Below are 21,932 nucleotides of genomic sequence, written 5' to 3'. Positions count from 1 at the left end.
TTTTCGCTAAAAATAATGGGCCCTTTATGGGCCCATATTGTTGGTGTTACAGATTGCTTATTTAACTGGCTTAGCCAGAGGTCTACCTTTGATCAGTTTTCGTACCCACATGCGACTTGGATGCAAGGCATTCAAGATTGAGGCAGGCATAGGTAATGGATACCCCAGCATTTGTGAAGCCAAGATTTCGGCGCTTAATGGCGCTGAAGTTAAGCCCCTAGAACCAAGACCAATTAAGCAAAATAGATTTGAATATTGGCTAACTGTGGTTGCAGGTATTTTTTTCTGCGGACTTAAATTCGCGTATTGGGTGACTATGTCTGCAAATTTACCAACATTGCCGATAAACGGCAGATGATCTCTAGAAACAGAGCGTATGCCTTGTCTTGCATCTTTAGCACTCACATCAACCTCAGTCGGCCATTCTTGATCAGGTAGGCACTGTTGTAATTTTGCGGCATTTTGCTGTTGGTGCTGCTCATTGTAATCGGTGCTGTGATCGCGACTGTCGTAGCTTGCGCCAATGCAGTGCTGGTCTAGCGGGCTTTTTGGCGTTAAGTAGCCGTCGTAACACAATACAGTATTCAGTTTTTGCAGTTGAGTTGTCGTAGGAATATGGCTCACTTGCCCTTTTACTTTGCCAAGGGGAATAGACTGAGCTTGCGTAAATTCGTCAAAACTGTGCCCATTTGCAATCACTACCGCAGTGTATTGCTGTTGACTATTTTGCTCGCTTGTTTGTTCGTCCATTTGCTGACTGGTGACTAACCAACCTTGCTCATTTTGCTCTAAATGGGTCACTTTACACGGCTGTTTTAACGTTAACTGTTGCTGTTGGGCAAGAAACTTAATGATCCCTTGCGTGCATTGTGAGGGTGATAGCCAGCCGCCTTGCGGATACAGTACCGAACTGTACGAGCAATCAAGTCCGATAGTTTGCGTAGTTTGTTCTGGGTTTAATTGGCTGACTAATTCCAGTGGATATTGCCCTTGCACAATGCGCGATAGCTTGGTTTGCTCCGCTTCATTCCAAAATAGTTGGGTAACGCCGCACCAGTCATGATCAAAGCTGACTTTAGCCGCCACTTGGTCATAGAATTGGCGCGCAAACACAAAACCATTCGCAAAGACTTGAGACACAGCGTTGTGCTCGCTGTTTAACAGCGGATACAGCGCCCCTTGTCGATTGCCGGATGCGCCCTGAGCCAGTTGCTCATCTTGGCAATACAGTGTCACTTGTGCGCCTTTTTGCACTAAAGAGTAGGCAAGGCAAGCACTGGCGACACCGCCGCCAATAATCGCAATATTATCGACTGATTTTTCGGTCGTGTTTGAATCAAGGACAGACGTCAGAGGCTCGCGGGCAAAGTGAGGCAAAATATTGCTGTACGGCTGTTTGTCGCGCATGCTACCGACAATCATATCGCGCTTATGCCCAAAGCCTTTAGCTTTGCCCATATCAAAGCCTGCTTCAATTAATCCTCGACGCACAAATCCTGCCGCAGTAAAGGTGGCAACGGTACAATCTTGTTTTGCCAGCTTCGCCATACCGTTGAACAGATCTTGATTCCACATCTCGGGGTTTTTACTCGGCGCAAAGCCATCTAAGAACCAAGCATCGACAATCCCATCATTGGGAGTCGGAACATCGGGAAGATTATCTTTGATATCCCCCAGCCATAGGTCTAAAGTGATAGCGCCATCAGCAAGAATCAGGCGATGGCACCCAGAAAGCGCCATAGGGTAGTGCTGCTGTAATTCGGTCGCATATTTCTCTAGCTCTGGCCACGCTTTATGCGCTTGTTGCAGATCATTTAATGTGACAGGGTATTTTTCAAAGCTGATAAAATGCAGTTGAGTGAGGGGCGCTTGTGGATATTGCGCTCTAAATAACTCAAACTCTTTCCAGACTGCGAGAAAGTTTAGCCCTGTGCCAAAGCCAGTTTCCGCAATAACAAAACGGGATTGGTTGAACGTTGGCCAGCGAACAGGCAGTTGATTTTGGGTGAGAAACACATAACGAGTCTCAGCAAGACCATCGTTGTTCGAGAAGTAGACATCATCGAATTGCTCTGATACCGGGGTTCCGGAGTCATTCCAATCGAGTTGAGCGTGTTTAATTTTTGGCATATAGATCATAGAATGAGACGTTAACTGAAGTGATTGTACAAATATCTAGGAAAGCTGACCACTTGATCCGCTCTTTCTAGGTATTATCTAGCGGAAAATTTGAATTATAGGAATGTCACATGAAACGAGTCGTGATCACTGGTATGGGTATTGTTTCCAGTATCGGTAACAACGTCGAAGAAGTACTAGAGTCTCTAAAAGCTGGCAAATCTGGTATCGAAGCCTCAGAACAATTTAAAGAAAAAGGGCTACGTTCACAGGTTTGGGGTAGCTTGAAGATCAATCCAGCGGAACACATTGACCGTAAACAAATGCGTTTCATGGGTGATGCTGCGGCGTATGCGTTCATTTCTATGGAGCAAGCAATTGCTGATTCTGGTTTGGCTCCTGAGCAGGTGTCTAACGAACGCACTGGTATCGTAGCCGGTTCTGGCGGTGCATCGTCTCTAAACCAAGTGGCAGCAGTTGATATTCTAAGAGAAAAAAGCGTTAAACGAGTGGGTCCATACATGGTCACTCGTACAATGGGTTCTACTGTATCCGCTTGTTTGGCAACGCCGTTTAAAATTAAAGGCGTGAACTACTCAATGAGTTCTGCATGTTCAACTTCAGCTCACTGTATCGGTCACGCGATGGAGCTTATCCAACTTGGCAAACAAGACGTGGTCTTTGCTGGTGGCGGTGAAGAACTGGATTACAGCATGTCTATGATGTTTGACGCTATGGGCGCACTATCAACTAAATACAACGATGAGCCAACTCGCGCATCACGCACTTATGATGCAAACCGTGACGGTTTCGTTATCTCTGGTGGCGGCGGTATGATGGTTGTCGAAGAGCTAGAGCATGCACTTGCTCGTGGCGCTAAGATTTACGGTGAACTTGTTGGCTACGGCGCAAACTCAGATGGTCACGATATGGTGGCTCCATCAGGTGAAGGCGCAGTACGTTGTATGAAGATGGCACTGCAAAACGTAGATTCTGTGGATTACGTGAACACGCACGGCACATCAACTCCTGTAGGTGATGTGAAAGAGCTTGGCGCTATCCAAGAAGTCTTTGGCGGTAACAGCCCTGCAATTTCAGCGACTAAAGCGATGACAGGTCACGCACTAGGCGCTGCAGGCGTACACGAAGCTATCTACACCGCATTAATGCTAGAGCACGGTTTTGTTGCACCAAGCATCAACATCGAAACGCTAGATGAAGCGGCAGCAGGTCTTGATATCGTGACTGAAAAACGCGACCAAGAACTGAAAACTGTAATGTCAAACAGCTTCGGCTTTGGCGGCACTAACGCAACATTGGTATTTAAAAAGTACGAAGGTTAATCCTTTAGGCTCAATTAAATACAAAAAAGCACATAAATAATGAGACCCGACAGGCATTGCTTGTCGGGTCTTTTGTTTATGATTATTCTGTTACTTATTCAAATCAGCTGAAGTATTACCAATGAAAATCGTAATTGATGAAAATATGCCGTATGCCAAAGAACTGTTTGGCAAGTTGGGTGAGGTTGTCGCCTTATCGGGACGCACAATCAGTGCTGACGACTTAGTGGACGTAGACGCGCTAATGATTCGCTCCGTCACTAAGGTCAATCAAGCATTGCTGGAAAAAGCCAACAAACTGAAATTTGTCGGCACCGCCACCGCAGGTTATGACCACCTTGATCAGCAAGCGTTACAAGACAAAGGTGTGGCGTATACGCATGCACCGGGCTGTAACAAGGTTGGCGTGGCGGAATACGTGATTTCATCGTTAATGGTACTGGCTCAGCAACAAGGTTTCTCAATTTTTGATAAAACCGTGGGTATTATCGGTGCAGGGCAGGTAGGCAGTTATTTAGCAAAATGTCTGCAAGGCATTGGCATTCAAGTGTTAATCAATGACCCGTTAAAAGAAGCCGAAGGCGACCCACGTCAATTTACGCCACTAAATGAACTACTTGAGCGCAGTGATGTGATTTCTCTGCACACGCCAATTACGCGAGACGGTGAATACCCAACCCATCACTTAATTGATAGCAAGCGTTTACAAGCAATGCGACCTGAGCAGATTTTAATTAATGCCGCTCGCGGTCCTGTGGTGGATAACCAAGCCCTAAAACAGCGTTTACAACTTAACGATGGTTTTACTGCGGTATTGGACGTGTTTGAATTTGAGCCAGAAGTGGACTTGGAGTTATTGCCACTGCTTGCGTTTGCTACTCCGCATGTTGCGGGCTACGGTTTAGAGGGTAAAGCGCGCGGCACAACCATGATCTTTAATTCATTTTGCCAGCACATTAACAGCCCATTAGCAGTGGGCGCCGATGAGTTATTGCCGACCGCTCCCGTACCAAAAATGCATTTATCACGCCAGTGGGACGAAGCAACACTGCACAACCTCACGCAATTGATTTATGATGTGCGCAAAGACGATGCACTGTTTCGCCGCGAAATCGGTAAAACAGGGGCATTTGATAAGATGCGTAAAGAGTATTGGGACCGCCGTGAATATGGTGCGGTGACGCTAACAGGCGATGCGTCTTGTAATTTGCAACCCTTGCAAGAGCTAGGATTTAAGGTAGAGGTAGGTCAATGAGTCAACAATTTAATGTAGCCATTTTAGGCGCAACAGGCGCTGTCGGTGAAACACTTTTAGACGTTCTAAAAGAAAGAGAGTTTCCGATTGGCGAACTGCATCTACTGGCCAGTGAACGCAGTAAGGGTAAAACTTACCGCTTTGACGGCAAAAGTATTGAAGTACAAGACGTGGCGGAGTTCGATTGGTCTCAAGTGCACATTGCGCTATTTTCAGCGGGCAGTGAATTGTCTGAAAAATGGGCTCCTATTGCCGCAGATGAAGGCGTAGTAGTTATCGACAATACGTCACAGTTCCGTTACGACTACGATGTGCCGCTAGTAGTGCCTGAAGTCAACCCTGAAGCCATTGCCGAGTTTCGTAACCGCAACATCATTGCAAACCCAAACTGTTCTACCATTCAAATGCTAGTGGCATTGAAGCCTATCCATGATGAAGTGGGTATTGAGCGCATTAACGTATCGACTTACCAGTCAGTGGCGGGTGCGGGTAAAGCGGGCATTGATGAGCTTGCAGGCCAAACGGCGAAGCTATTAAACGGTCGACCTGTAGAAGCGGAAGCGTTCTCACAGCAAATTGCGTTTAACTGTATTCCACAAATCGATACCTTTATGGATAACGGTTACACCAAAGAAGAGATGAAGATGGTTTGGGAAACCCAGAAAATCTTTAATGACCCTTCTATCATGGTGAACCCAACGTGTGTTCGTGTGCCTGTATTCTATGGTCATGCTGAAGCGGTACACCTAGAAACGCGTGCCCCGATTGATGCAGAGCAAGCGGTGCAGTTACTTGAGCAAACCGACGGCATTGAAGTGTTCCACGGTCAAGATTTCCCAACTCAAGTTCGTGACGCAGGCGGTAAAGATCATGTCATGGTAGGACGTATCCGTAATGATATTAGCCATCACAGCGGCCTAAACATGTGGGTTGTCGCAGATAACGTGCGTAAAGGCGCGGCGACTAACGCTGTACAAATTGCAGAACTATTAATTCGTGATTACTTTTAAATATTAAAAGCCGTTAATTGCCAATTATTGTTTTAACAAAAAAGCCATTAGTTAGGTGACTGACTAATGGCTTTTCTATTTTTGGTAACTCAAGAACCACTACTTGACCCGTAATCCAATTTTAGGCACATTTTTGATGTAAATAATCATCCTATAGTTGTCTTTTGCGCAAAACTTTAGCAAATTAATACTATTCACCGCTTAAGGGAAATCTAGTTGCGAACTCAAATGGAATTGTATCGTCGTACTCTTATTGTAATTGCGTGTTTGTGTGTTTCTATCGTGGCACATGCAGAAGACATCCGTCTTGTCGGCCCAAGTGGTCATTTGCAAGCCGTTCCTACTTATATTGTTCCTGATTCGCTAGACGGAACTAAGCTCAATCGAGATCAAAATAAACTCTCTAGCCAGCGCACTTACGGCCCCACCGCTATTGATGAAACTTTATGGTCGATAGGGCAAACCGTAAGAACCAGCGAGCAGCAATCGGTTTATAAAGTGATCTTGGCTATCTACAAAAATAACTTAGCGGATTTTGAAGATAGAAACATCCACTTGCTCAAACCGGGCAGTATCATCACTTTGCCAACCGATGCTGAAATTGATAAACAGAGTGTCGCTGAGGCAGTGCGCTTATTAAAAATTCATGCGAAAAAGCCCAGCTATTTAGCCAAAATTGCTCAAGACAATGCGCCGACTAAAATTAATGTAGAAGATTTAGGCGCGCGTCAAATACAGCAAAAGCAAATCGAATTTTTGCAGCAACAATTACAATCCTCACAGCAAGAGTTCAGCTCATTACGCCAAAATAACCAAGATCTTCTGCAAGCATTAGGCTCAATTCGTACTGATGTCGTGCAATTAAAAGGTCAACTCGATTTAGAAACCCAGCGCCGCGCCGCCGCAGAGCAAACTTTAAAAGCAGAAAATGCCAATCTTCCTGCGCCTGCACCAAATTCAAGTTTATTGACCAATGTATGGGTGATTGTGGCGCTATCGGCCGCTGTAACAGCGCTTATCATGCTACTTATCATCAAAATGACCTTATCCGTCAGACCGGTTCCGCAAATTGGTAAAGAGCCTACAGAGCCAAAGGCGTTAAACCCAGTGCCAAGCGTGAAAGGCGATAACGACCCTGAAATTGAAAATGTAGAACCTATCGCAACCGTTGTGGCATCGTCAGAAGAAAATACCGAAGCGCAAGACGTTCAAGAACAAGGCGATGATGGTCAAGCATCAGACGCCGCTATTGAAATGCCTGCTCGAGCGCAGATGGCGCAAAGTACGGTTAACCCACTGGATAAAGAGTTTGAGCAAGAGCTGGATAAAATCTTAGCGGTTAAAGTTACAGGTGAGACGGCTACCCCAGACAACACGGATTCTGATGGCGATAGTGATGAGTCTACAGAGCAAGAATCTCATCTCGATGAGATCGTAAACGTCGCGGATTTGCCTGAATATGGCGAAAGAGAAGCGCTTGCGGATGCTAAAAAAGAAGCGTTAGCACTGTTAGCAGAAGATGATCTAGATTTAGGTGATGCAGTCGCAGAGAGTAACTCCACTCTTGAAAAACCGGTGGTTGCTACAGGAAATGATGACGCGATATCGGAATCAGCAGAGCTAGCACAAGAAGATCCAGAGTCTACAACTCCCTATAAATCTATCGATGAAGTGATCGCTGAAGCAGATGCCGAACCTGTCACTAACCCTGATGACGAAGAGCTGGATCTGAGAGTCGGGCTAGAAGAGTTCCCAGATGTGATCGGCAATGTTGAGCTTAAAGATGTTGACGTAGAAGGTGAGCTTTCAAGTCAGATAGATTTAGCTTCTGTGTACATTCAAATGAATGATTTGAATCATGCGGGTAAGTTACTGCGCGATGTCATTGATAAGGGTAATGAACATCAACAGCAACGTGCACAAAAACTACTAGATTCGATTCATTCATAATAAGAAATTGAGACCGTTAAACGCTTCGTTTATACTGCCGACCCTAATTTCTAACTGGATTGTTTCTGATGAGAATCGCACTTGGCATCGAATACGATGGTGCAAAATACTATGGCTGGCAAAGACAAAACGATTTTGACTCTGTTCAGGGGCGTTTAGAAAAAGCATTATCGATAGTAGCGAATCATCCAGTTGAGGTTCAATGTGCTGGTCGTACCGATGCCGGCGTACACGGCACCGGACAAGTGGTTCATTTTGATACTACTGCTTCTCGTAAAATGGTGGCGTGGCAAATGGGCGTTAATGCCAATATGCCAAGCGACATTGCGGTGCGCTGGGCAACCGAAGTCTCTGAAGATTTTCACGCTCGTTTTAGTGCGACCGCAAGACGATACCGTTACGTTATCTACAACCATTCATTACGCCCTGCAATTTTGGCAAAAGGCGTCAGTCATTATCACGGCGACCTTGATGTTGAAAAAATGCATCAAGCGGCGCAATCTCTACTCGGTGAGAATGATTTCAGCTCGTTTAGAGCGGCTCATTGCCAATCGCTAAGCCCATTTCGTAATATGATGCACATTAATGTCACACGTCATAGCCAATATATCGTAGTGGATATTAAGGCGAATGCGTTTGTGCACCATATGGTACGTAATATTGTCGGCAGTTTGTTGGTGGTAGGGCGTGGCGAACAGCCAGTTGAGTGGATTGAGTGGTTGTTAGCACAGAAAAATCGCACATTGGCAGGTGCAACGGCAAAAGCACATGGATTATATTTGGTGAGAGTCGATTACCCGGATGAATTTGCTATACCAGAATATCCAATGGGTCCGTTGTTTCTACCTGAATAAGTGTGACCAAAAGCAAACTTAGCATCAATTTGGCGTCATTTTATTGTCATAATTAAGTATTAAGGGATAGGTACAACCAGTTTTTTATCTACACTTGAGTAGATCTATGGTTTAATCCTTGCAAATTATCAACCTCTTGCCTTTGGGGCGAGAGCTTAATGAAAAAGGTCTTTCATGAGTTGGCTTGAGAAGATTTTCAATAAAAGCAGTATTTCACCGTCTCGCAAGGCGAATGTTCCAGAAGGTGTATGGACGAAATGTACCTCTTGTGAACAAGTTTTATACCAAGCTGAGCTACAGCGTAATTTAGAAGTGTGTCCTAAATGTGACCATCACATGCGCATTTCTGCTCGTATGCGCCTTGACAGCTTTTTAGATGCGGACGGCCGTGAAGAACTAGGCGCAGAATTAGAGCCTAAAGATAAACTAAAATTTAAAGACACCAAGCGTTACAAAGATCGTATCGTTGCTTACCAAAAGAGCAGTGGCGAAAAAGATGCTTTGATTGCGATGAAAGGGACTTTAAACGACATGCCTATCGTGGCGTGTGCGATGGAATTTAAGTTCATGGGCGGATCTATGGGTTCGGTTGTGGGCGCACGTTTTGTTCGCGCAGTTGATGCTGCCATCGAAAACAACTGTGGCATGGTGTGTTTCTCTGCCAGTGGTGGTGCTCGCATGCAAGAGGCGTTGATGTCTTTGATGCAAATGGCTAAAACCAGTGCTGCACTAGAGCGTCTTTCTAAGAAAGGTCTACCGTTTATCTCAGTAATGACCGATCCGACTATGGGTGGCGTTTCTGCAAGTTTTGCTATGCTAGGTGACATCAACATCGGTGAGCCGCGTGCGGTTATCGGTTTTGCAGGTCGTCGCGTTATCGAGCAAACGGTTCGTGAAGACTTACCCGAAGGCTTCCAAACCAGTGAGTTCTTACTTGAGCATGGCGCAATTGATATGATTGTTGATCGCCGTGAAATGCGTCAGTGTGTAGGTAACTTAGTTGCAAAAATGACTAATTATCCAACACCTCTAGCGACTTCTGGGAATAAAGGCTCAAAAGAGGCTGAATACGAAGTACCCGTAGCGCCAGAAAAATAGTACAGTACTCATTATCTACAGTTTTAGCGTTTAATAGATTGATGAGTCCATATATCCCACAAGCCACATCATCCCTTAAGGTGTGGCTTGATTATTTACAATCCATTCATACCAGTGCTATTGACCTTGGTCTTGATCGCATTTCTCAAGTTGCTCAAAAAGCGACCCCAAGCTTAACTAAGCCTGCACCTAAAGTGATTACCGTTGCCGGAACAAATGGCAAAGGTTCTACTTGCGCCATCATGGAAGCCATATTGCTTGATGCTGGTTACAGCGTCGGTGTTTACAGCTCTCCGCATTTGATTCGTTATAACGAACGCGTTCGCATTAATGGGCAAGAACTCGATGATGCGCAGCACGTCTCGGCATTTTGCGCCATTGAAGCACTGCGCGGCGAGATCAGTTTAAGTTTCTTTGAATACGCAACACTAGCGGCTTTGCATTTGTTCCAAGAACAAAAAGTGGATGTGGTACTGCTGGAAGTGGGTTTAGGCGGACGCTTAGATGCCACTAACATTGTTGATCATGATGTGAGTGTGATTACTAGCCTTGCCATTGATCACGTTGATTGGCTTGGTGATGACATCAATGTGATTGGCTTTGAGAAAGCGGGCATTTTCCGCTCAGGCAAACCGGCGATCTGTGGTCAACCTGATGCGCCGATGACCGTTGCCGCGCACGCTGATGATATTGGCGCTAAGTTGTACCAAGTGGGCTACCAGTATTCATACCAAGAACACGGCACACTGTGGGATTGGCAGTCAGGCAGTTTTGATGTCAAAGACCTGCCTAAACCAAACTTGCCACTTGCTAACGCCGCCACGGCATTGATGGCATTGGGTGTCTCTGAATTAGATCTGACCGATGTGAATATCGTTAATGGGCTTAACAAGGCTCAATTAGCCGGAAGAATGCAGGTTTTATCACAGCAGCCAACACTGATTTTGGATGTGGCGCACAATCCACATTCTGCACAATATTTAGTTGCTCAACTGCAGCAACGTTATCCACAAAAGAAAATTCGCGCTGTGATTGGTATGTTGCATGACAAAGATGTGGCATCAACGCTGAATGTATTATCGGATTGCACAGAGCATTGGTATCCAGCCTCTCTAGAAGGCCCACGCGCGGCATCAGCACAAGAGCTATGCCAATACCTTGCTCAAGGCACCAAAGCTTATGATAACCCTGTCGCGGCCTTTGAACAGGCACTTTGCGATGCTGGCGAAGATGATGTTGTCGTCGTCATGGGTTCATTTTTTACCGTAGGGGCCGTGTTAGAGCACTGGCAAACAAGGAGAAACAATGGCGAGTAAATTTCAAAGTCGCTTAGTCGGTACCATAGTACTGGTTGCAGTAGGGGTAATTGTACTTCCTGATATATTAGACGGTGAAAAATCGCACTATCAAGAAGAAACCGTCGCTATTCCTATCAAGCCTCAACTTGAGTCAGAAGTAGAATCGTTTGAAGTTCTAAATCCGGTCGAAGAAGACGTTTCGTTACCTCCTGAGCCAGTTGAAGAAGTGATTCCTGATCACAGCGCGTCAAAAGCACAGCACACAGCTGAAGTGAAACACGAAGCCAAAGCAGCGCCGAAGCACACGACTAAACATGTAACCAAACATAAACCAGAAGTGGTGAAAGTGAAGGAGCATAAAGTTGTCGAACGCAATCACTATCAAGACAGTGCATGGATTATTCAGCTGGTTTCATTAAGAAATGCTGAAAACGCTGAGAAGATGGCAAAAGATCTGCAAAAAAGCGGTTATCGAGCCAGTGTGGTGAAAGCGAATAACTTTTATCGCGTAATTGTAGGGCCAGATGTTTCTCGTTCAAAACTGGAAGCGGAACTGCCGAAACTAAATAAACTGCTTGGCGCAAATGGTCAGATTCAGACATTTAAGCCACTAAAACCATAAAGAAAACGTTTGCGTCGCGCATTTTTCTGTTAGAATGCGCGCCAGCATGAGGAAGTAAAGCTCATGAATTGGATAGATTTTACTATTTTAGGTGTGATCGGCTTATCTGCGCTGATCAGCTTGGTACGAGGTTTTGTTAAGGAAGCCCTGTCTTTAGTGATTTGGTTTGGCGCCTTTTTTATTGCCAGTCAATATTACACAAAACTCGCGGTGTACTTTACAAACATCCAAGACAATATGATTCGAAACGGAGCTGCGGTAGCCGCTTTGTTTGTTGCAACATTGGTTGTTGGTGCTGTAATCAATTACACCATCGCCCAATTAGTGCAAAAGACCGGTTTGTCAGGTACAGATCGCGTGCTTGGAGTTGTATTTGGTACTTTACGTGGCGTACTTATCGTCGCTGCCGTACTGTTCTTTATGGATGCATTCACCAGTCTTTCAAATGCCGACTGGTGGCGCCAATCGCAGTTGATCCCAGAGTTTAGTCGTCTGATCGCACCGTTTTTCGAACATCTTAAAGAAACGTCAAGCTTTTTATCCGGCGTGGGTAAAGCTTAAACCAATACTGAGGGTTTAGACATGTGTGGTATTGTTGGAATTGTAGGCACAACTCCTGTTAATCAATCGATTTATGATGCGCTTACGGTTTTGCAGCATCGTGGCCAAGATGCAGCGGGTATTGTTACCATAAATAGCAATCGTTTTCGTCTACGTAAAGCGAACGGCTTGGTTAAGGATGTGTTTGAAGTAAAACACATGCAACGCTTACAAGGTAACGTGGGAATTGGGCATGTTCGCTACCCAACCGCAGGAAGCTCAAGTGCTTCAGAAGCTCAACCTTTCTACGTAAACTCACCTTTTGGTATTACGCTAGCGCACAACGGTAACCTTACCAATGCTGCCGAAGTGCGTCAGAACCTATTTGAGAAAGACCGTCGTCACGTAAACACCACTTCTGATTCAGAAGTACTATTGAATGTATTGGCTCATAACATTGATATGACCAAAACCTTTAATATTACTGAGAAAGACGTGTTTGATGCGGTAGAGCGTGTACACCAAACGATTCGTGGTGCGTACGCCGTTACGGCAATGATCATTGGTCACGGCATGGTGGCTTTCCGCGATCCAAACGGCATTCGTCCACTTTGTTTAGGTAAACGTGAAGTCGAAGGCGCTACTGAGTACATGGTAGCTTCTGAGTCTGTAGCGCTAGATGCTGTCGGTTTCGACTTCATGCGTGATGTAGCTCCTGGTGAAGCGGTTTACATTACCTTTGATGGTCAGCTGTACACACAGCAATGTGCGCACAACCCACAATTGAATCCATGTATCTTTGAATTCGTTTACTTTGCTCGTCCTGATTCATTTATCGACAAGATCTCTGTTTACAGCGCTCGCGTTGAAATGGGTAACAAGTTGGGTGAGAAAATCAAACGCGAATGGAGTGATTTGGATATCGATGTGGTTATCCCAATCCCTGAAACATCGTGTGATATCGCACTGCAAATTGCGCAAATTATTGATAAGCCATACCGCCAAGGTTTTGTGAAAAACCGTTATGTTGGTCGTACCTTTATCATGCCAGGTCAGCAACAACGTAAGAAATCAGTACGTCGTAAGCTCAATGCTATTCGCTCTGAGTTCAAAGGCAAAAACGTATTACTTGTTGATGACTCTATTGTTCGCGGTACAACGTCTGAGCAAATCATCGAAATGGCGCGTGATTCTGGTGCAAACAAGGTTTACATCGTATCAGCGGCTCCTGAGGTTCGTTTCCCGAACGTATATGGCATCGACATGCCAAGTGCTAACGAGTTAATTGCCCACGGACGTGAAGTAGATGAAATTTCAGCACTGATTGGCGCTGATGGCCTGATGTTCCAATCCATTGAAGATTTAGTCTCAGCGGTTGGCCTAGGTAACCCTGATATCAATACCTTTGAAACATCGGTATTTAGCGGTCAATACGTGACTGGTGATGTGGATCAGAAGTATCTGGATTTCCTAGATTCACTTCGTTCAGATGATGCCAAACTTGAGCAAAACATTGCCCAAGATCTTGCTAACTTGGAAATGTATAACGAAGGCGCTTAAGCTCTTTCGCTTTCTAGTTCTAAGTATTCGCAAACAGAACAATAAACCAGTGGCTTAGGCTGCTGGTTTTTTTATGTTTGATAGAATGACTGATAACAAAAAGGCTCAGCAATTGTGCATTGCTGAGCCTTTTTATATCAGTGGTGATTCAATATCAGCTGCGATGGAGATGGAACTTCATCGCGGACAATTAATTGAAGTAATCTCTGATGTAATCGATGAACAAACGTGTTTTCTCAGGGATATGGTCTTTATGGTTGTATAGCATAAAGATATCACGAGGGTTAGCCGTCCACTCTGGAAGCACTTGTACAAGGCCACCATTTTCGATGTGATGGTCAACCATAACATCAGGCACTAGGGCAATACCTACGCCACAAGAACAAGCGTGTCGTACTACGTTGAGATCGGAAGCTTCTAACTTACCTTTCTCTTTGTTCACTACCGTTTCACCGTGAACGTTCACCAGAGACCAATGAGTCAAAGGCAAGCCTTTTAGCAAAGAGTGACCGGAAAGATCTTCGGCGTGTTGTAAAGAAGCGGTGTTCGATTTTAGGTAGTCAGGGCTAGCCACTAAAATATCTTTTACTTCTGTCAGCTTTCTTGCGATTAGGTTTGAATCGCGCTGTGGGCCAACTCGGAAAATCATGTCCCATTCAGTAGGGTCAAGCTCATCCGCTCTGTTGGTCATGTTAAGGTCTATTTGAATATCAGGGTAAGTGGTCATGAACCCTTCAATAAGAGGCATTAACATACGCTTAGTTAAGTTAGCTGGAGAAGAAACACGTAGGCGACCTGCGGCTCCTCTGCACTCTTCACCAAGCTCTACAGCAGAACTAGAGAGTTGTTTGAGTAATGGACCACATTGCTCATAAAAGCGTTGTCCTGCTTCTGTTAGCGTCAATTTGCGAGCGTGTCTATTCAACAGTCGTAAGTCGATAGCATCTTCCAATGCTTGTATGCGTCTAGTGATAGTTGCAACCGGAATTCGAGTTGCGCGTGACGTAGCTGTATAGCTTCCATGCTCCACGACTTGGCGGAACAGATTGAGGTCATCAAGTTTCATTGTGTCTTTCATGATCTAGATATGCACTCACTTATATGAGGGGGTAAACCCAATGGGCCAGGTGATTAAGTGTTTATTATCAATCAGTTTACACAATTTGTCGTTAAAATAAGTGATTTATCTTTGTTATTATTTCAACGGACATCTAATGTTATAGCTAAATAGGTAGACTTAAAGAGCGTAAAGTGCACGTACAAAGCATAGTAGTGGAACCGCAAATGATTGAAAAACAAGCCGGAGATGTACTAATTCTAGATGACGATATCGTATTTAGGAAATTAGTAAGCTCGCTATTAAAGGCAAAAAATTATCGCGTCTTTGAAGCAGATAATGGTTTGGTTGGACTGCAACATCTGGCTAAACAAGTTCCAGATCTAGTGATCTGCGACATAGAAATGCCTGTACTAGATGGAATCGAATTTGTCGAAGAAGTCAGCCACCAATATCCGTCTTTGCCAATGATCGTTATTTCCGGCACCGACAAAATATCAGTTGTTGCCAAAGCCCTCAAGTTTGGAATTAAAGATTTTGTTACTAAGCCGATAGTAAATCCCACTCATTTGCTCAAAACGGTCGAAAGTACCCTCTCGGAAGCCAGAGATTCCGTGGATATTGGTCGAGATTTCACCAGTCAATGGTTTCAGTTAAATCAACAGGGCGAATTGCCTGAAGATCAAGAATTACACTGGCATTTAGAGTATTTGCACAATCATCCCGCAATTTCTCGAGAACTATTACAAGCGCTAGTACCGGAAGCAAAAACCAGTCAAGGGGTATGGGATTGTCATTTTCGTGTGTTGCAAAGTCTGGAAAGCATGCCCTTGGTCTACGATTACGCATGGAGCATGAATGGTCAGTTCTTGTTTTATATTTTGGATACCGATTCTAGTGAGCAATACGGAGTTTCAACCACTTTGCTAATCAGAGCCTTGTTTAACGATTACATTCGCAGCCAAGAAGGGCAGGTGTTCCACATTCAGGATCTGGTCAGTACTTTAAACAAAGGCATTCGTTACGCAGAATACGGTGAACCGATTAACGCCATTATCGGGTTGGCAAACTTTCCCAATCAAGAGTTGCAACTGCTTAACGCTGGACTTGATGGTGTGTGGAGTGCGCCGGAAACTCAAGGCAAGTTGATGCCACTGTCTTCAAAAATTAGCTTAGGAGAAGAGGGCGCTTTTGTTCAGCAGTCTCTTTCGCTATCGCGAACGGGTAAAAATACATTTAGATTGAGCGGCTTACCTCACGCTAACTGTCAAATCGTTATCGAAGGAAAAGAGTCATAGGATCTGCTTCTTTTTTCCGGCGACTTCAGATACTCTTCCGCTTAATGCTTTGAGTTAACGCGGACATAAACTTGGTGAATAGTGCAGGGACCTCTATAAAAAGAGTTTTTTTAATCGTCTTTGGGGTACTGAGCCTACTATTGGGTATCCTAGGGATTATACTGCCTCTGTTGCCAACCACTCCGTTTGTGTTATTGGCCAGCGCTTGTTTTATGCGAGCCTCTCCACGCTTAAATCGCAAATTAAGAGCGCACCCAACCTTTGGGCCTATGATTGATAATTGGCAGCAAAATAGAAGCATGCGACCTTCGATTAAACGAAAAGCCTACCTAATGATGTTAATCAGCTTCTCCTTCTCTATTTATTTGGCACCTATAGTGTGGATTAAAGGGATGTTAGTACTGCTTATGCTGGTATTATTCATCATGATCAGACGATTACCTGACGCCCCTGAGCCATCAAGCAGTGAAAACTTGAGTTACCCCAAAGAGTAACTTGCTCAAAATTGATAAACTCACTAATATGACTTCCACTAATACCAATCACACTAAGTAAGTGATCAGAGCTAGCGCAGGAAAAATGCTCGAGAACAAGGCAGAATTTTTCGATAAGTAGTTATTCTACAATCAAAAATTCTAACGCCGTTATCGAGCATTTTAACAAGCTAGAATGAACAGTTATTTAGTACGATTGGTATAAAATCAATCTGATTGAGCAATAATTAACCCTTGCATTAGATTGATATCAATTAACCCAACCTAATCGTAAATCTAAATCAACACAGCTAATTAATACGTTAGAGCATGACTGAATCGCAATAGGATTTGGTTAATACTATGACTCGAACAAAATGTGAATTTAGATAAGTTTGTAATGGTTAGGCACTGAGATAAACAGTAAGAATAACTATGAATATTGAAAAGCAAGCTTTGGTTAAAGCAAGTATTAAAAGCATCACTGATTACCCAAAACCAGGCATCTTATTCCGTGATGTCACCAGTTTGATGGAAGACGCCGCCGCTTATAAAGCCACTATTGAAATGTTCATTGAACGTTATCAAGGTATGGGTTTTACTAAAATTGTTGGTACAGAAGCCCGCGGTTTCTTGTTTGGTGCTCCTTTAGCGCTAGAGCTAGGCATTGGTTTTGTGCCAGTGCGTAAGCCAGGTAAATTGCCAAGAGAAACGATTTCTCAATCTTATGAATTAGAATACGGCACAGACGTATTAGAAATTCATACCGATGCGATTGTTGAAGGCGACAAAGTGTTGGTTGTAGACGATTTGCTTGCCACAGGTGGCACGATTGAAGCGACCACTAAGCTGATTCGTCAACTGGGCGGCGTGGTAGAACATGCGGCTTTCGTTATCAACCTTCCAGAAATTGGCGGTGATAAACGTATCGAAAAAATGGGCATTGAAGTATTCAGCCTATGTGAGTTTGACGGACACTAATTTACAAGCCCTATCAGGATAATTAATGAGTTATTTAGCGTTAGCGCGTAAGTGGCGACCTAAGCAATTTAAGGAAGTTGTTGGACAAGAGCACGTTTTAACGGCGTTAGAAAATGCTCTTGATCAGAATCGACTTCACCACGCTTATTTATTAAGTGGTACTCGCGGCGTAGGTAAAACGACCATAGGTCGCTTGCTTGCCAAAGGTCTGAACTGCGAAACGGGCATTACTTCTACGCCATGCGGTCAATGTCAGAGCTGTATCGAAATCGATCAGGGACGTTTTGTTGATTTGCTAGAGATAGATGCAGCGTCTCGAACTAAGGTTGAAGACACTCGCGATCTTTTAGACAACGTGCAGTACAAACCGGCTCGGGGACGCTTTAAAGTGTACCTGATTGATGAAGTACACATGTTGTCTAAGCACAGCTTCAATGCGCTACTTAAAACGCTCGAAGAGCCACCTGAGTATGTGAAGTTCCTGTTAGCGACCACAGATCCACAAAAACTGCCGGTTACTATTTTATCTCGCTGTCTGCAGTTTCATTTGAAGCCGATTAGCGTTGAAAATATTCAGCAGCAATTGGATCATGTACTGGAACAAGAGGGCGTAGCGCGAGAAGAGCGTGCGCTAGGTATGCTCGCGCATGCCGCTGATGGCAGTATGCGTGATGCATTAAGTTTGTCAGATCAAGCGATTGCTCTTGGCAATGGTTCGGTGGTTACCGAGCAAGTATCAAGAATGCTCGGCACGCTAGATAGCGAACAAGCCCTGTATCTTATTGAAGCCATTATCAAGCGCCAAGCATCAGCAAGCCTTGATGCCTTAGAGCAACTGGCAAACAATGGCGTTGATTGGGATGGGTTGCTACAAAAGCTTTCCATGCAGTTGCATCGCATTGCCATGTATCAAGCCTTACCTGCTACGCTAGATGCCTCTCATTTAGATGCAGAGCGAGTACAGCACCTTGCGACAGAAATATCTCCGCAAGACGTTCAGCTGTACTACCAAATTGCTTTGAAGGGACGCAAAGAGTTATCTATTGCCCCAACAGAGCGCGCTGGCGTAGAAATGACCTTGTTGCGTATGCTCGCGTTTAGTCCTGTGGAAAAACCGGCGGCCAATACCATTTCAACAGCAAGTCATGCACCTGCTGCGCCGTTACAGTCACTGCCTATTGTTGATGTTGCTCCAGCGATGGAAAGACCGTCTCCAATACAGCAAGCTAAAAAAGCGATGGAGCAAGCACCTGCGGTAACGCCTAAGCCAGCTGCAAGCCCAATGGCTAATAGAGCGCCACATGCGTCAAATATGCACGAGCAGGCGCCTCATGTGACTCGTAGTGTGCCTAATGAGCAAACAAGCTCACAACAGGTTAGCTTGTCTTCAACAAACACGACTCCAGTGGATGTAGCACAAACAAGTGCGCCTACGGCGAGTCACGGCGAGTCAAGCCAACCTGCCAGTGAAGGAACAAAAAGCTCACTAGTCGGCCTTCGTCATCAACTTCGCTCTAAACGACAAAGCAAGTCATCGACACAAGCGACACAAGGTGATAGCAACGTAAAAAAGGGTGAAGCAACACCGACCAGAAAAAAAGAAAGTGTTTTACAGCGTGTGACACAACAACACCCGCCTAAAGCACCGTCACAGTCAGTGTTGCAGCAACAAGTGGATACCAGTAATCAGCCGTATCAATGGCAAGCATCAGAAACCTTTCAGCCAGAGGAAAAAAAGCCGAGCTTAACGCCCGCTTTACTTAAAAAAGCCTTAGAGCATGAAAAAACACCTGAAATGGTGGAGAAGCTGCTTAACGAGTCTGTAGAAAAAGACAGTTGGAGCGCACTGATTGCCAAATTGAACACTGCAAAACTGGTCGAACAGTTGGCCTTAAATTCTCATTATGAAGAAAATGACAGTGGCATAGTGCTACATTTAAGAGCAAGTCAAAAACACCTTGATAGTGAAAAGTCACGCCACGAACTCGCGTCAGCACTGACTGCTGTGACAGGGCAACAGCGTGCGATTAGCGTTCAGGTAGACGAGCAAGGTCAAACACCACTTGAACTGCGTGAAATTTTGTATCATGCCAAGCTAGAAAAGGCGTTTGAAAGTTTAGAAAACGACGAGCACATCAAATTTATTGAAGCTCGCTTTTCAGCTGAGCTTGATAGAGAGAGTGTTCGCCCAATTTAGGGTTGAAATGGGGTAGAATAGCCCCCACTTTTAATAGTAATTATCAATACCGATATCAAAGAGAGATTCAGAATGTTTGGAAAAGGCGGTATGGGCAACCTAATGAAGCAAGCCCAGCAAATGCAAGATCGTATGGCGAAACTTCAAGAAGAAATCGCACAAATGGAAGTGACTGGCGAATCAGGCGCAGGTCTTGTAAAAGTAACCATTACAGGCAGCCATAACGTACGTCGTGTCGACATTGATGAAAGCTTGATGGAAGACGACAAAGAGATGCTTGAAGACTTGATTGCAGCAGCATTTAACGATGCAGCACGTCGCGTTGAAGAGACTCAAAAAGAAAAAATGGCGGGTGTGACTGGCGGTATGCAACTACCACCAGGCATGAAAATGCCGTTCTAACGCAGAATTTAATTCAATGCGTACCAGTAATATGCTGGAACAATTGATGGAGGCCTTACGTTGTCTACCTGGGGTGGGTCCCAAGTCGGCGCAGCGTATGGCCTTTCATTTATTGCAAAGAGACCGAAGCGGCGGGGTTAAGCTTGCCGATGCACTCAGTCAAGCAATGACCGAAGTGGGTCACTGTGGCGAATGCCGTACTTTTACTGAAAATGATGTTTGTCATATTTGTAGTAACCCTAAAAGACAGCAAACCGGACAAATATGTGTGGTAGAAAGTCCTGCGGATATTGCGGCAGTAGAGGCAACAGGTCAGTATTCAGGACTGTATTTTGTGCTGATGGGGCATCTTTCACCGCTTGACGGTATCGGGCCTAGTGATATTGGCCTAGATAAGCTGGATTTTAAGCTGCAAGAAGGCGAAATCAAAGAAGTGATTCTAGCCACTAACCCAACAGTCGAAGGCGAGGCCACGGCGCAATATATCGCTGAGCTTTGCCATATTCATCAAGTGGGTGCTTCGCGCATCGCGCACGGTGTACCTGTTGGTGGAGAGCTAGATTTGGTGGATGGCACTACGCTTTCGCACTCTCTTTTAGGGCGACATAAGCTGTAAAAGCAAACTAATAAAAAGGCCGTTTAGTTTTTAACTAAACGGCCTTTTTCATATCGATAGGACTGAAATAATTATTCTTTACCAACTACAGTTTTATATACCAGAGCACCGATAATGCCGCCAATAATAGGGGCAACCCAGAATAGCCATAATTGGCTAAGGGCGTAATCACCGACATACACCGCAACCGCTGTACTACGAGCTGGGTTAACAGATGTGTTGGTTACTGGAATACTGATAAGGTGGATTAAGGTTAGGCAAAGACCAATAGCCAGTGGCGCAAAACCTGGTGCAGCGCGTTTATCTGTTGCGCCCATAATGACAAACAAGAATACCGCCGTTAGGGTGATTTCAGTTACCAGTGCCGCTAGCATGCTATAGCCGTGCGGGGAGTGCTCTCCATAACCATTGGTTGCGAAGCTGCCAATATCTGCGCCCGCTTTACCAGTGGCAATGATGTATAAAACGCCACCAGCAACGATGCCACCAATCACTTGAGCAACAATGTAAGGGATCACATCTTTAGTCTCATGGCGACCACCCACCCATAGTCCTACAGTAATTGCAGGGTTTAAGTGACAGCCTGAAATGTGACCGATAGCGAACGCCATAGTGACCACAGTTAAACCGAATGCAAGAGCGACACCTAGGTATCCAATACCTAAATCAGGAATGCCAGCCGCTAATACAGCACTACCACAACCGCCTAGCACTAACCAAAATGTGCCAATTAGCTCGGCCATGTACTTGTTCATAAAACATCCTTTGAATCTAGTTGAGTTCTGAAAATAAAAATATACGCTATTTGCCATATAGGCAAAGTTTCCGTGGATATTTATTCAGGCGGTAATGTATTCAAGTTCTGTAAGGATCTCAATAGCTTGTTTGGAGTCTTCACCGCAAACCCATTTTGCAGCCTTGAAATCATGGCAAACATCAGGACGTTCTTCTTTACCAAATAGCTTGCATAGATTGTCATCGGTGAGTTGCTTACAACGTTCACCTGCTTTTTTCCCATGCGGGTGTAGCGGGAAACTACTAGAGATACTCGGTGCAATACAGCACGCCCCGCAATACAGTCGACATTCCATACAATTTGGTCTCAAAAATTCAAAGAGTGGATTATCAACATATTTATCAAGATTGAAAGAAGTTTTACTCAAACCGTGCAAACTAGACTTGTAAGCCTTTGATTATCGCTTTTGCTTGTATTTTAGGCGTCAAATAGGTATAAAACGCCTCCAAGTTCACGACGGTAAA

Annotated in this window: 20 protein-coding genes; 16 read left to right on the top strand and 4 right to left on the bottom strand. The window is 44.7% G+C overall.

Features of this window, described 5'->3' with window-relative positions; genetic code table 11:
• Positions 1 to 57: 57 nt before the first annotated feature.
• A complete protein-coding gene (gene mnmC / locus OCU38_RS08030) occupies positions 58 to 2,130 on the bottom strand; it encodes a bifunctional tRNA (5-methylaminomethyl-2-thiouridine)(34)-methyltransferase MnmD/FAD-dependent 5-carboxymethylaminomethyl-2-thiouridine(34) oxidoreductase MnmC (RefSeq protein WP_261822668.1) in 2,073 nt (690 codons plus the stop codon).
• 119 nt (positions 2,131 to 2,249) lie between these two features.
• Between mnmC and fabB the strand changes: the two genes are divergently transcribed.
• The 10 genes from fabB (at position 2,250) to purF (ending at position 13,648) form a co-directional block, all read left to right on the top strand.
• A complete protein-coding gene (gene fabB, locus OCU38_RS08025; RefSeq protein ID WP_261822667.1) occupies positions 2,250 to 3,461 on the top strand; it encodes a beta-ketoacyl-ACP synthase I in 1,212 nt (403 codons plus the stop codon).
• Positions 3,462 to 3,582: 121 nt separating this feature from the next.
• A complete protein-coding gene (locus tag OCU38_RS08020) occupies positions 3,583 to 4,716 on the top strand; it encodes a 4-phosphoerythronate dehydrogenase (protein ID WP_261822666.1) in 1,134 nt (377 codons plus the stop codon).
• Positions 4,713 to 5,726 carry an aspartate-semialdehyde dehydrogenase gene (locus OCU38_RS08015; protein ID WP_021712638.1) on the top strand — a complete coding sequence of 338 codons (1,014 nt, stop codon included), beginning with the start codon at positions 4,713 to 4,715 and terminating at the stop codon, positions 5,724 to 5,726. The genes OCU38_RS08020 and OCU38_RS08015 overlap by 4 nt, the downstream gene beginning before the upstream one ends.
• A 228-nt stretch (positions 5,727 to 5,954) precedes the next feature.
• Positions 5,955 to 7,676, top strand: a complete 1,722-nt coding sequence (locus OCU38_RS08010) for a FimV/HubP family polar landmark protein (RefSeq protein WP_390625258.1) — start codon at positions 5,955 to 5,957, stop codon at positions 7,674 to 7,676.
• A gap of 68 nt (positions 7,677 to 7,744) precedes the next feature.
• Entirely contained in the window at positions 7,745 to 8,530 is a 786-nt protein-coding gene (truA, locus tag OCU38_RS08005; RefSeq protein WP_261822664.1) for a tRNA pseudouridine(38-40) synthase TruA, read from the top strand.
• A 174-nt stretch (positions 8,531 to 8,704) separates the two neighbouring features.
• Positions 8,705 to 9,628, top strand: a complete 924-nt coding sequence (gene accD, locus OCU38_RS08000; RefSeq protein WP_023402770.1) for an acetyl-CoA carboxylase, carboxyltransferase subunit beta — start codon at positions 8,705 to 8,707, stop codon at positions 9,626 to 9,628.
• 41 nt (positions 9,629 to 9,669) lie between these two features.
• Positions 9,670 to 10,944 (top strand): bifunctional tetrahydrofolate synthase/dihydrofolate synthase, encoded by a 1,275-nt coding sequence (gene folC, locus OCU38_RS07995; protein ID WP_261822663.1) that lies wholly within the window; start codon positions 9,670 to 9,672, stop codon positions 10,942 to 10,944.
• Positions 10,934 to 11,548 (top strand): SPOR domain-containing protein, encoded by a 615-nt coding sequence (locus tag OCU38_RS07990; protein WP_261822662.1) that lies wholly within the window; start codon positions 10,934 to 10,936, stop codon positions 11,546 to 11,548. The genes folC and OCU38_RS07990 overlap by 11 nt, the downstream gene beginning before the upstream one ends.
• 63 nt (positions 11,549 to 11,611) lie before the next feature.
• The gene (locus tag OCU38_RS07985; protein ID WP_021712644.1) at positions 11,612 to 12,109 is read left to right on the top strand and encodes a CvpA family protein; all 498 of its coding nucleotides are present in this window, start codon (positions 11,612 to 11,614) and stop codon (positions 12,107 to 12,109) included.
• Positions 12,110 to 12,130: 21 nt separating this feature from the next.
• Positions 12,131 to 13,648, top strand: a complete 1,518-nt coding sequence (gene purF / locus OCU38_RS07980) for an amidophosphoribosyltransferase (protein WP_021712645.1) — start codon at positions 12,131 to 12,133, stop codon at positions 13,646 to 13,648.
• 190 nt (positions 13,649 to 13,838) lie between these two features.
• Here purF and OCU38_RS07975 read toward each other — a convergent pair whose 3' ends face one another.
• Positions 13,839 to 14,714 carry a LysR family transcriptional regulator gene (locus OCU38_RS07975; protein ID WP_040890039.1) on the bottom strand — a complete coding sequence of 292 codons (876 nt, stop codon included), beginning with the start codon at positions 14,712 to 14,714 and terminating at the stop codon, positions 13,839 to 13,841.
• Between the two features lie 218 nt (positions 14,715 to 14,932).
• Between OCU38_RS07975 and OCU38_RS07970 the strand changes: the two genes are divergently transcribed.
• The 6 genes from OCU38_RS07970 (at position 14,933) to recR (ending at position 20,672) form a co-directional block, all read left to right on the top strand.
• Positions 14,933 to 16,003, top strand: coding sequence for a response regulator (locus tag OCU38_RS07970; RefSeq protein WP_261822661.1), 1,071 nt, complete (start codon positions 14,933 to 14,935; stop codon positions 16,001 to 16,003).
• 74 nt (positions 16,004 to 16,077) lie between these two features.
• On the top strand, positions 16,078 to 16,497 hold the full coding sequence (locus OCU38_RS07965; protein WP_261822660.1) for a YbaN family protein: 420 nt from the start codon (positions 16,078 to 16,080) through the stop codon (positions 16,495 to 16,497).
• Between the two features lie 414 nt (positions 16,498 to 16,911).
• The gene (apt, locus tag OCU38_RS07960) at positions 16,912 to 17,457 is read left to right on the top strand and encodes an adenine phosphoribosyltransferase (protein ID WP_261822659.1); all 546 of its coding nucleotides are present in this window, start codon (positions 16,912 to 16,914) and stop codon (positions 17,455 to 17,457) included.
• Positions 17,458 to 17,482: 25 nt separating this feature from the next.
• The gene (gene dnaX, locus OCU38_RS07955) at positions 17,483 to 19,654 is read left to right on the top strand and encodes a DNA polymerase III subunit gamma/tau (RefSeq protein WP_261822658.1); all 2,172 of its coding nucleotides are present in this window, start codon (positions 17,483 to 17,485) and stop codon (positions 19,652 to 19,654) included.
• A 72-nt stretch (positions 19,655 to 19,726) separates the two neighbouring features.
• On the top strand, positions 19,727 to 20,056 hold the full coding sequence (locus OCU38_RS07950; RefSeq protein WP_021712651.1) for a YbaB/EbfC family nucleoid-associated protein: 330 nt from the start codon (positions 19,727 to 19,729) through the stop codon (positions 20,054 to 20,056).
• A 16-nt stretch (positions 20,057 to 20,072) separates the two neighbouring features.
• Positions 20,073 to 20,672 (top strand): recombination mediator RecR, encoded by a 600-nt coding sequence (recR, locus tag OCU38_RS07945; protein ID WP_023402780.1) that lies wholly within the window; start codon positions 20,073 to 20,075, stop codon positions 20,670 to 20,672.
• A 71-nt stretch (positions 20,673 to 20,743) separates the two neighbouring features.
• Here the strand turns inward: recR and aqpZ are convergent, their stop codons facing one another.
• Complete coding sequence (aqpZ, locus tag OCU38_RS07940; RefSeq protein WP_261822657.1) at positions 20,744 to 21,427, bottom strand: aquaporin Z; 684 nt, start codon at positions 21,425 to 21,427, stop codon at positions 20,744 to 20,746.
• Between the two features lie 84 nt (positions 21,428 to 21,511).
• On the bottom strand, positions 21,512 to 21,763 hold the full coding sequence (locus tag OCU38_RS07935; protein ID WP_152819724.1) for a YkgJ family cysteine cluster protein: 252 nt from the start codon (positions 21,761 to 21,763) through the stop codon (positions 21,512 to 21,514).
• Positions 21,764 to 21,932 lie beyond the last annotated feature (169 nt).

Source organism: Vibrio neonatus, assembly GCF_024346975.1.
GTDB classification, from domain to species: domain Bacteria; phylum Pseudomonadota; class Gammaproteobacteria; order Enterobacterales; family Vibrionaceae; genus Vibrio; species Vibrio neonatus.
The sequence above is the reverse complement of the archived record's forward strand: the minus strand, read 5'-3'. Positions and strand labels throughout refer to the sequence as shown.